Source organism: Deinococcus aetherius (assembly GCF_025997855.1).
GTDB classification, from domain to species: Bacteria; Deinococcota; Deinococci; order Deinococcales; family Deinococcaceae; genus Deinococcus; species Deinococcus aetherius.
In genome coordinates this window covers 196,625-206,975 of record NZ_AP026562.1, presented here as the reverse complement: position 1 = coordinate 206,975, position 10,351 = coordinate 196,625, and the positions used below count along the sequence as shown (strand labels likewise).

The 10,351-nt window shown below is 72.9% G+C and carries 9 protein-coding genes; 5 read left to right on the top strand and 4 right to left on the bottom strand.

The genetic code is table 11. The annotated features are described in order from the left end of the window. Nucleotides 1-44 precede the first annotated feature (44 nt). Nucleotides 45-1,235, bottom strand: a complete 1,191-nt coding sequence (locus tag DAETH_RS20550) for a benzoate/H(+) symporter BenE family transporter (RefSeq protein ID WP_264778485.1) — start codon at nucleotides 1,233-1,235, stop codon at nucleotides 45-47. Between the two features lie 288 nt (nucleotides 1,236-1,523). On the opposite strand from DAETH_RS20550, the gene DAETH_RS20545 reads away from it, so the two are divergent. Genes DAETH_RS20545 through DAETH_RS20535 form a run of 3 tightly spaced genes read left to right on the top strand, consistent with a single transcriptional unit; the run spans nucleotide 1,524 to nucleotide 3,722 of the window. Further along, nucleotides 1,524-1,730: a hypothetical protein gene (locus DAETH_RS20545; RefSeq protein ID WP_264778484.1), complete on the top strand. Its 207-nt coding sequence runs from the start codon at nucleotides 1,524-1,526 to the stop codon at nucleotides 1,728-1,730. 49 nt (nucleotides 1,731-1,779) lie between these two features. Continuing rightward, complete coding sequence (locus tag DAETH_RS20540) at nucleotides 1,780-2,601, top strand: SDR family NAD(P)-dependent oxidoreductase (RefSeq protein ID WP_264778483.1); 822 nt, start codon at nucleotides 1,780-1,782, stop codon at nucleotides 2,599-2,601. Then, entirely contained in the window at nucleotides 2,598-3,722 is a 1,125-nt protein-coding gene (locus tag DAETH_RS20535; RefSeq protein WP_264778482.1) for an NAD(P)/FAD-dependent oxidoreductase, read from the top strand. Before DAETH_RS20540 ends, DAETH_RS20535 begins: the two co-directional genes overlap by 4 nt. A gap of 472 nt (nucleotides 3,723-4,194) precedes the next feature. Here the strand turns inward: DAETH_RS20535 and DAETH_RS20530 are convergent, their stop codons facing one another. Further along, nucleotides 4,195-4,902, bottom strand: coding sequence for a hypothetical protein (locus DAETH_RS20530; RefSeq protein ID WP_264778481.1), 708 nt, complete (start codon nucleotides 4,900-4,902; stop codon nucleotides 4,195-4,197). A gap of 19 nt (nucleotides 4,903-4,921) precedes the next feature. Continuing rightward, a complete protein-coding gene (locus tag DAETH_RS20525) occupies nucleotides 4,922-5,698 on the bottom strand; it encodes a hypothetical protein (protein ID WP_264778480.1) in 777 nt (258 codons plus the stop codon). A 195-nt stretch (nucleotides 5,699-5,893) separates the two neighbouring features. On the opposite strand from DAETH_RS20525, the gene DAETH_RS20520 reads away from it, so the two are divergent. Continuing rightward, on the top strand, nucleotides 5,894-6,304 hold the full coding sequence (locus DAETH_RS20520) for an alpha-L-rhamnosidase-related protein (RefSeq protein ID WP_264778479.1): 411 nt from the start codon (nucleotides 5,894-5,896) through the stop codon (nucleotides 6,302-6,304). A gap of 368 nt (nucleotides 6,305-6,672) precedes the next feature. Here the strand turns inward: DAETH_RS20520 and DAETH_RS20515 are convergent, their stop codons facing one another. Further along, a complete protein-coding gene (locus DAETH_RS20515) occupies nucleotides 6,673-8,346 on the bottom strand; it encodes a tyrosine-protein kinase domain-containing protein (protein ID WP_264778478.1) in 1,674 nt (557 codons plus the stop codon). Nucleotides 8,347-8,603: 257 nt separating this feature from the next. Here DAETH_RS20515 and DAETH_RS20510 point away from each other — a divergent pair, with 257 nt between their 5' ends. After that, nucleotides 8,604-10,322 (top strand): AMP-binding protein, encoded by a 1,719-nt coding sequence (locus DAETH_RS20510; protein WP_264778477.1) that lies wholly within the window; start codon nucleotides 8,604-8,606, stop codon nucleotides 10,320-10,322. Nucleotides 10,323-10,351 lie beyond the last annotated feature (29 nt).

The window sequence follows — 10,351 nt, the reverse complement described above, 5'->3', positions numbered from 1 at the left end:
GGTTCCAGAGCCTCATCGACGCCGACCACCAGCCGGGGCCCGCCTTACCCGGCCGGGCGTTCGCGCCAGCCGCGCAGCCATGCCAGACCCCACCCCAGCCCCAGCCCCCACAGCGGCGCGCTCAACCCCAGCCAGGTGAAGCCGGAGGCGGTGAGCACCAGGGTCAGCAGCGCCGCCTCGCGCCAGCGGGGTTCTGCGACCAGCGTCCCCTCGCGCCCCACCAGGAGTGGCCCCAGCAGCGCGAGCCCGGCCAAGCCCTGAAGCAGCGGCGCCGGGAAGACGCTCGCCAGCCCGAGGAGGGCGCCCGCGTTGAGCCCCAATCCCAGGTATCCGGCGGCGCAACTCAGACCGGCGATGTACCGCTTCCGGGGGTCGGGGTGGGCGTCCGGCCCGGTGCAGAGGGCGGCGGTGATCGCGCCCAGGTTCAGCGTGACGCTCCCGAACGGCGCGGCGAGCAGGCCGGCCAGCCCGGTCAGGGCGACCAGGGGCCGGGGCGGCACGTGCCGGTATCCGCTCGCGCTCAGGATGGCGAGCCCCGGCAGATGCTGGGACGCGACGGCCAGCAACACGCTGGGCACGGTGATGGCGAGGATGGCCGGCGCGCCGAAGGTGGGGCGGATGAGACTCAGGTGCCCGGCCGGCTGGGGAGAGCCGGGGTGCAGCGCGCCGGTGAGGGCCGCCGCGCCCAGGCCCGCGAGCAGGGCCAGCGGCACGGCCCAGCGGGGAACGAGGGCGCGCCCCAGCAGGTACGCCCCGAGCATCGGGAGCAGCAGGACGGGCGCGGCGGGGATGGCCGTCATGCCGCGCAGGACGAAGGGCAGGAGCACGCCCGCCAGCAGCGCGGCGGCCAGCGGCGGGGGGAGGTGACGGGCGATGAGGTCGAACAGGCCGGTCAGGCCGAGGAGGGTCAGGGTCAGGGCGGCGAGCAGCAGGGCGCCCACGGCCTCGCCCGGGGTGAAGCGGGGACCCTCCGCGATGAGGACGGCGAGACCGGCGGTGTTCCAGCCCAGGATGATCGGAGCGCGGTAGACCAGGCACAGCGCGGCCCCCAGGACGGCGAGGGCGAGGTACATGCTGGTGAGGCTGCTCACCGCCTGCTCGGGGGTGAGGCGCAGGGCGAGGAACATCTGCACGAACAGCGGGAGGTTGCTCGACGCGCTGACGAGGACGGCGATCATTCCGGCGGCGAGAGCGGTGAGCGGCAGGGGTCGCACGAGGTCGGGCCATTCAAGCACACCGGGGGCACCGGGAAGGGACCGGACGAGGGCTGACGGGCCCCCAGCGACAGGCTGAGCGGAAACGGAACCCGGCCCTGTCTCGACTTCCTGTGTCCCCCACGGGGCGCGAACGTGCCTGTCACTCGACGTTCGCCACAGGCGACGTGATGGGCGAGCGCAACTCGGCGCGGTCCTCATCGCCGTTGCCCGCGCCAGGCGCCGGCGGATGTTCCCGGAAGAATCAAGGTGGTGTGCTGCGGGACCCGAACTATGCCGAACGAGCCTCTCCCGGCTTATCCTGCGGTGGTGACGCTCCTGGTGACGGTTGGCCTGCTCGGAGCCCGCCTGACCGATGCCTTCCGCAACGGGTGGAGAGAGAACTTCCTCGCGGACCGACGCGACCTCTCCGCCCGCGTCCGGGGCAATCGCCGGTTCATGGGGGCAGCAGTCCCGGATGCCAAACTCAACGGGCACGGGTTCCTGATCTCGACCCTGCCCGACCCCGGCGAGTGACACGTCCCCGCCGCCGGTTCATGCCCACCAGACCCTCAGGGAGGACCCCATGACGAACCCTGTGTCCAGACGATTCGAAGGCCGAGTGGTGCTCGTGACGGGCGCGGGCGGAGGCATCGGCCGCGCCGTCGCCGAACGTTTCGTCCGGGAGGGCGCGCGGGTCGCCGTGAACGACGTGGAGGAGGGGGCCGCGCGGGCGGTCGCGGAGGGCATCACCTCGGCGGGCGGCACGGCCCTGGCGGTCCCCGCCGACGTCTCGGACGCCGCGCAGGTGGACGCCATGTTCGGCCGCGTGGAGGCGGAACTCGGAGACGTGGACGTGCTGTACAACAACGCGGGCCTGATCGACACGGCCCGGCACTTCCTGGAGGCCGACGAGGCCTGGTGGGACCGCATCGTGCGGGTGAACCTGAAAAGCGTGTTCCTGTGCTCGCACCGGGCGGCGCGGGTGATGGTGCGGCGCCGTCGCGGCGTGATCATCAGCACGTCGTCGGGCGGCGCGACGCGGGCCCACCGGGGCAATGTCGCCTACGACGCGACCAAGGGCGGCATCGAGGCGATGACCCGCGCGATGGCCCTCGACCTCGCGCCGTACGGGGTGCGGGTGAACGGGGTGGTGCCGGGGTTCATCAACACCTACGGCCTGACGGGGGAGCAGCTTCGCGTGCGCGAGAAGACGGTGCCGCTGGGGCGCTACGGGGTGGCGGGGGACATGACCGGGGCGGCGCTGTTCCTCGCGTCCGACGACGCGGCGTACATCACCGGGCAGTTCATCGTGGTGGACGGCGGGGTGCTCGTCCAGCAACGCTCGGCCAATGTCGACACGTTCCCCGTCGAGGGCTTTCCCCGGGTCGAGGCGGACCTGCCGTGAGCGCGGAGGCCGGGTGGGACGTCGTGGTGATCGGCGCGGGGATCATCGGCGCGGCGTGCGCGTGGCGGCTCGCGGAGCGCGGCCTGCGGGTGCGGGTGCTGGAACGCGACCACCCTGCGGGCGGCTCCAGCGGCAAGAGTGCCGCCGGGGTGCGCGCGCAGTTCACGTCCGACACCAACATCCTGCTCTCGAAGCACAGCATCGGGGAGTACGCCCGCATGCCCGCCTCCGGTTACCGGCCCGCCGGGTACCTGATGCTGGTGCCGGAAAGGCAGTGGGGAGTGCATCTCGCCGGAGTGGAGCGGCAGCACGTCCACGGGGTGCCCACGGAGGTCCTCACGCCCGCCCAGGCCCAGCGGCACGCACCTTTCGAGACGGGCGGGTTGGGCGGCTGCACCTTCTGCCCGACGGACGGGGTCGTGGACCCGCACGAGCTGACCTTCGAGTACGTCCGCCTCGCCCGGGAGGCCGGGGTCCGCTTCTCCCTGGGCACGCCCGTGACGGCGGTCTCCCGCCGGGGGGGACGCTGGCGCGTGACGACGCCCGCCGGAGCCGTCGAGGGAGAGCAGGTGCTCAACACCGCCGGGGCATGGTCGGGAGAGGTGGCCGCGCTCGCCGGGCTGGACGTGCCTGTTCGGCCCGCCCGGCGCATGGTGTTCACCACGGGCCCCCTGAGCCTGCCGCACCGATTGCCGATGGTGTTCGATCTGGAGAGCGGCGTGTGGCTGCGGTCCGAGGGGGAACGCCTGATCCTCGGCCGCGCGGACGAGGCGGACGTGGGGTGGCGGGAAGGGATGGACTGGGCGTGGCTGGAGCCGACCCTGGAGCGCGCGCTGGAACGCTTTCCCTGGCTGGAGACGGCCTCCCTGGACCGCCGCGCGAGTTGGTGGGGGTACTACGAGATCACCCCGGACCACCAGCCGGTCGTGGGCCGGATGCCGGGGGTGGAGGGTTGGCTCAACGCGTGCGGCTTCTCGGGCCACGGGGTGATGCAGGCGGCCGCGACCGCCCGGGTGATCGCGCAGGAAGCCTGCTTCGAGGTGCCCTTCGTGGATATCGCCCCCCTGCGGTACGAGCGCTTTGCGGGCGGGGTGCAGCCCGCCCATGACATCCAGGTCTGACCTTCCCGCGCGGGTGTTCGGGTGACGGGCCCGGCTGGAGGGGAGCCGGCCAGAAGCAGGGAGGCCGCCTTCCCGGCCTGGGCGCCCCGTGCCCCTGGAGTGGAGGTCACGTCACTCCAGGTCGGCGAGGTACGGCCGCCGTGGATCGGCAGGGATGATCGTGGGTCCCGGCCCGCCCCAGGCAGGTGCGTCATGTACCGCTCGGAGAGGAACCGGATGAGCCTCCCGGACAGGCGCCCCGGCTCGCTGGACAGCAGCCCCACGAAGGGCCCGGTGACCGTGAACCGGTTGACCTGGGCGCCCCGGACCATCAGTTCGCCGACGGAGGTCACGACCAGCGGGAGCCGCACCCCGAGGACAGGACTCTTCAGCCCGTCGGGCTGCGGGCGCGCCTCCACTCCCCCCGGACCCCCAGGGCTGCCGCTCCCGGAACCTGTGACGACTCCTCCGGCTGGCCCGGGTGGCCACGCCGCTACTCCTCGTCCCGCTCGGCGAGGGTTTGCAACCAGGCCCACGCGCGGGGGTGAAGCTCTCCCGTCCGCTGGTAGCGTTCGGTGATGAACACCGAGCGGGAGAGGGCGCCCTCGGGGTCCGACATCAGCCAGCGTTCCATCTGCGGCTGGCCGAGCAGCCGGTACGCCCATTTGAAGGTGAGGACGAGGAGAGTGTCACGGCGGGCGGCGTCCTGGCCGAAGTACGCCTGGGCTTCCCCGTCCAGCCCCGTCAGTTCGGCAGCGGCCGGGGGGAGCGGCGCGCGGAGCAGGTGGCCTTCGAGGTACTCGCGCCAGCACTCCAGCATCGGCGCGGGGTCGGTCCAGCCCAGTTCCAGGACGGCGAGTTGCCGCGCACGCCGGGGAAGGTCCTCGTCTGCCACCGGGGGAAGCTGCCCGGCCCGAACGGACCGCGCGAGGTCCAGGCCAGCTTTCAGGCGGGGATTCAGCCCCGGGGCCCCGGGATCACGCAGGCGGGCGACCTGGGCATGCCAGGCGGGAGGCAGAACCTCCCCGAGTTCCGCCAGCAGGCGCTCCCCGCCCGTCTGCCCGGTGTCCGGCCCGCCGAGCAGCACGCGCTGCGCCTCCAGCACCACCTGCCACTGGGCGTCGGTGGTGCTCCCCGCCTCCAGGACGTCCTGGCAGGTGTCGGAGGTGACGTCATCCAACCGCTCCCGCTGCCCGAGCACGAACGCCAGAATCGCCCGGTCACCCCGGCTGAGACGGACGCACTCCTCGGGCCCCTGAACACCGGGGCGCGGCCGCCGGGCCTGATCCTGTTTCTTCTCCCGCTCCCGCTCGCCGCTGAGCCGGGTCCGCTCGGCGCGCGAGCGCAGCCCCCTGGAGAGGTGGACGGGAGGGGCCGGGGAGGCAGGGGGCGAGGGCGGAAGGGGAGGAGGGGGAAGGGTGTCCGGGGGCGTGGCGACCCTCAGCGCCTCGTAGAGCCGCAGCGGCAGCGGTGCCAGCGGGGCGACGCAGGGCTTCCCGCTGGGGAGGGGTGAGGGGTGCCCGTGCCAGCAATCGGGCGTCCCGGGTCCATTCGAACCCCAGCGCACGCAGGTAGAGGGGGTGCGAGCCAGACTCGCGCAGCAGCGGGGCGTGGGCCTCGCGGTGTGACGCTTCCCGCGCGATCTGCTCCAGAACGCGGGAGAGGCGCTGGGCCTCACGCGAGCGCAGCCCCAGGACGCGCTCGAAGAGGCAGGTGCTGCCCAGCGGCCCGACCACGCCCTGAGCGGTGTGGACAAAGAGCGCGAAGCGGCGGGGGCGGTCCACCCGGCAGGCGACGCAGTCATGATGGCCGCCGCTGCCGTGATCCTGGAAGGTGTAGGCCTCCGGGGAGAGCGGCAGGGTGTAGGTGTGGCCGTCCCGGCGGAACGTCAGGACGCGGCCCTCGTAGCCCAGCTCCCGCATGAGCACCCGCATCAGGGTGTGGAAGCGGGGCTCCGTGCTCAGGCGGATGTGCCGGGCACCGAAAGAGCCGGTCATGCTCGGGCCCTCCCGGAGGGGAGGACGTGGGCGCGGGCGATGAGTTTCCAGGGCTTCGGCGGGGCACTCACGACCTGTACCGTAGCAAAAGCACTTTCCCGGACGGCGGGCAAATGCGGTGGCGGTGTGAGGGCGACCCGCGTTCAGGCGACTGCACCCCAAGGGCCCCCGGTGGGTGATCGGAGCCTCCGCGAGGTGGCCGCCCGGCTCGCCCCGGTGCCCTTCCTGCTCGACGTGCCCTGCGAGGGCGGCTGCCCGGACGTGGCGTACCGGCTGCTCTTCCGGACCGAGTGCCCCCCGTGGCTGTACGAGGTGGAGCGCGGCGCGACGACGATCTGGGAAAACTGGCGGGCGATCATGCCGGACGGCCGGGTTCAGCCCGTCTCGTACAACCATTACGCCTTCGGCTGCGGGCTGACCTCGGTGCGGACGAGTCACGACACCGGGTACGGCCCGGCGGCGATCCGGTGGTCCCGCGTTCCCGTCGGCACCCGCGCCACCGTCCACCTGCCCGGCCCCGCCGAGCGCGTGAGGCCGGACGGCCGACCCCTGAAATCCGGCGAGGGGTGTCCGGCGTCGAGACACGCGGGGGAGAGGTGTTCGTGACCTTCGGGAGTGGCGAGTACACGTTCTCGGCAATCCTGCCCGACCAGGGGCGGACCAGCGCGACGGTGAACGCGGCTGGAATGGCGTGAAAGGGGCGGCATGACGGTTCTCCGGCAGGGCAGCCTCTGGTTGAGGGGCCGGGGCTCGGCCACGCCCCTCAGGTCGGGCATTCCCCGGGCGCCGCGACGGCCGCGCTGTTCGCCCCCCGCTTCCCGGAGCGCGTCCGCGCCCCCAGCCTGGAAGACCGCGCGTTCGTGTGGCGTGTGGAGGCCGGGGAAAAAGGCGGCGGAGCTGGGGCGGTTCTCCCGCGCGTCCAGCTCCGCCTGGTCCGAGGTCTGGGGTCCGGGGGCCACGGCGCCCCCGCCCGCTCACATCTGGGTCACCGGGCTGCGGGAGGAGCGCACGGGTGACTCGGTGCTGTCGGCGTCGTAGCCGTAGCTGTAGTAGGTGCCGCCCGTCCGCGCGAGCTTGTTCAGGACGAGGCCCAGCACCCTGACCTTCGCCACCCGGGCGTTTTGCAGGGTGCGCTCCACGTCGGCGAGGCGGGTCTTGCCGCCCTCCACGACGAGGAGCACGCCGTCGGTGTACGGGGCGACCGCCAGCGTGTCGGACAGGGAGAGCATGGGCGGTGTGTCGATCAGAACGTAATCGTACCCCTGTGACCAGCGGTCGAGGTGGGTGCGGAAGCCGGGCTGGCTGAGCAGGCCGGTCCCGCCCCCGCCGCTCTGGGGCGTGCCTGCGGGCAACAGGTCCACGTTCGGCGACACCCGGGTCACAAAGGCGGCCTCGGGGTGCAGGAACATGTCGGGGACCGTCGTGGCAGGGGGCAGCCCCGGCTGGGTGCCCGGCAGGGGGTGGGTGGCGAGGCGGTCGGGGGACCAGACCTTGAGCTGGGTGGGGCGGCGCAGGTCGGCGTCGATCACGAGGACTCTCAACCCGCTCGCCCCCAGGCTCTCCGCCAGGGCCGCCGTGACCGAACTCTTGCCCTCGCTGGGGTAGGCGCTGGAGACGACCAGACGGCGCTGGCCCCCCTCCGGGAGCAGGGACAGGACGTTGATCCGCAAGAAGCCCACGCTCTCGTAAAGCGGTCCGCTGCGGCTGGCCTGGATAAAGCCCTCCCCCAGGCTCCGGCGGCGCAGCAGCGGCAACTGCCCGAGCAGCGGCAGCCCGAGGGGGAGCAGGTCCTCGGGGCCCTCCACCCGGCGGCGCAGGCTGTCACTCAGCAGGGCCCCCGCCGCGCTCAGGAAGAGGGCGAGCAGCCCCGCCAGGGCGGCGTTGCGCAGCGGCCGGGGCGAGACCGGCGTGAGGGGTGCGACCGGCTCCGACACGAGCACGAGCGTGCCGCTCGCCGCCGTCTCCAGCACCGCGATCTGCGAGAGGTTTTGCAGGAGTTGCCCGCGCGCCGCGACGAGGCTCTGGCGCTCCAGGTCGCCCGGCGGGGTCGCCGCAATTCGCGCTGTCAGGCTGCGGAGCTGCTCCTGGAGGCTCTGCCGGGAGCGGATCACCCCCTGCTTGGCCCGGCTGTTGTCCCAGGCGATCAGGGCCCGCACGCCCGCGTCGGCGAGCAGTTGGGCGGCTTCCGGCGTCTCCGCCTGCGCCCGCAACTCGTACACCCCGCGCTGCTGGGGGTCGAGGCGGGCCTTGACCTTGAAGCGGGTGAAGTCGCGCTCGGCGAGTTCGTTCGCCAGGTCCCGGCGGATGGTGCCCACGAGCGCGGGGCTGAGGTCCGTCTTTTCCAGGCGCCCCACCACGTCGCCCAGCAGGCTCCGGCTGCGCATCACCTGCTCGACCGCGCCCTGGGGCAGCGGCGGCGCCGTCACCAGGGTGTTGTTGATCAGGGAGTTCTGGGCGTCGTTGTCCACGGCGATCACGCTCGCGCTCGCCTCGTAGGTCGGCGGCTGGCGCTTCGTCAGGGCGTAGGTGCCCCCGGCGACCAGCGCCGGAGCCAGGAGCAGCAGGGGGGCGAAACGCCGCAGCGTGCCGAACACCTGCCGGAGGTCGATCTGGTCCGCGCTCTGGACACGGGGGGAGGGAGTCTGCATGCGAAGGTCACTTTAACAAGAGGGTTTCTCTTAATCTTTACGTTTTTCCGCGTTTCTGACCGGCTGGCTTCGGCGGGGCATGAAGTCGTCCAGAACGTCGTCTTGTCCACCGGGCGTACCGGGCCGTGCGGTGGGGTCGCCTTCATGAAATGGGGGGGTGGTCCTCCACACGGCCGGAAGCTCCGTCGGGTAAGGTGGCGGGGAAGTCCCCACGAATCAGCCGGTATCAGAACGTATTCCGCTCCCAGGAGGGTGAGATGACCAGTTCAGCAGCGCAGCACGGCGCACAGAGCCCCGGCGCCCGGGCCTTCCAGGCGGCGCGGCGGGTGCTGCTCGACCACGCGCACGACCCCCGGGCCGCCCACGTCGCCTTCCGCTGGCCCAGCTTCACCACCTTCAACTGGGCGCTCGACGTGTTCGCGCCGCTGGCCGCCCGCCTCGGGGAAGCGCCCGCCCTCTTCTGGGACGGGGGGGAGTGGTCCTACGCCAGTCTCGACGCCCGCGCCAATCAGGTTGCCAACCACCTGCGGCATCTCGGGGTGGGGCGCGGGGACCGGGTGTTGGTGATGCTCGGGAACGTTCCCGAGCTGTGGGCGGTCCTGATCGCCTGCATCAAGCTGGGCGCCCCCATCCTGCCCGCCGCCACGCTCCTGACCCCGGCGGACGTGGCCGACCGGGTGGAGCGCGGCCGGGTCCGCGCGGCCCTCACCGACGGCGCGAACGCGGAGAAGCTCGCCGGGCTGCCGGACGGGATTCTGCGGGTGAGCGTGGACGATGGCGCGGGGCCGGGCTGGCATTCCCTCAATGAGGCTTGGCGGGCGCCCGCCGACTTCGTGCCGGACGGGGAGACGCGGGCCAGCGACCCGGTGCTGCTGTACTTCACCTCCGGGACCACCAGCCGCCCGAAGCTCGTCGTCCACACGCACGCCTCGTACCCGGCCGGGCACCTCTCCACCGGGTATTACCTCGGGCTGCGGGAGGGCGACCGTCACTGGAACGTCTCCTCGCCGGGCTGGGCCAAGCACGCCTGGAGCAGCTTCTTCGTGCCCCTCACGAGCGGCGCGGCCGTGTACCTCGACAACGCCCGCTTCGACCCGGGGGCCACCCTCGAAAAGCTCGTCCGGCAGCGCATCACCACCCTCTGCGCCCCGCCGACGGTGTGGCGGATGCTGATCCAGCAGGACCTCGCGCCCTACCCCGTGCGGCTTCGCGAGGCGGTGGGCGCGGGCGAGCCCCTCAACCCCGAGGTGATCGAGCGGGTCCGGCGGGCCTGGGGGGTCACCATCCGCGACGGGTACGGGCAGACCGAGACGACCGCCCAGGTCGGCAACCCCCCGGGCGCCCCCGTCAAGCCCGGCAGCATGGGCCGCCCCCTGCCCGGCTACGAGGTGGTCCTGCTCGACGAGCACGGCCGGGAGGCGGACGAGGGCGAGCTGAACCTGCGCCTGGGGGAGGCGCGGCCCCTGGGCCTGATGGTGGGCTACGACGGCGACCCGGAGCGCACGGCGGCGGTGCTGGGCGGCGCGACCTACCCCACCGGGGACATCGTGCGCCGGGACGAGGACGGCTACCTCTTCTACGTGGGCCGCTCGGACGACGTGTTCAAGAGCGCGGACTACCGGGTCTCACCCTTCGAGCTGGAGTCCTTTCTCGTCACGCACCCGCTGGTCGCGGAGGCGGGCGTGGTGCCCAGCCCCCACCCCGAGCGGCTGTGCGTCCCCAAGGCCTACGTGGTGCTCGCGCCCGGCGTCGAGCCGTCGGCGGAGGTGGCGCGCGAGCTGCTGGCCTTCGCGCGGGAGGGTCTCTCGCCCCACCTGCGGATTCGCCGCCTGGAGTTCGCCCCGCTGCCGAAGACGATCAGCGGCAAGATTCGCCGGGTCGAGCTGTGCGCGCATGCCAGGCAGGGGGTGGAGAGCGGCGTGCGCGGGGACCTCGAATTCTGGGAGGAGGACTTCCCGGCGCCCGCCTCCGCGTGAACGCGGGACGGGGAAGCCGGGCCGTTCAC

Excerpts from the sequence above, each read along its gene's own strand:
- DAETH_RS20540 (WP_264778483.1), top strand. The coding sequence starts at position 1,780 with ATGACGAACCCTGTGTCCAGACGATTCGAAGGCCGAGTGGTGCTCGTG.
- DAETH_RS20525 (WP_264778480.1), bottom strand. The coding sequence starts at position 5,698 with ATGACCGGCTCTTTCGGTGCCCGGCACATCCGCCTGAGCACGGAGCCC.
- DAETH_RS20515 (WP_264778478.1), bottom strand. The coding sequence starts at position 8,346 with ATGCAGACTCCCTCCCCCCGTGTCCAGAGCGCGGACCAGATCGACCTC.
- DAETH_RS20510 (WP_264778477.1), top strand. The coding sequence starts at position 8,604 with ATGACCAGTTCAGCAGCGCAGCACGGCGCACAGAGCCCCGGCGCCCGG.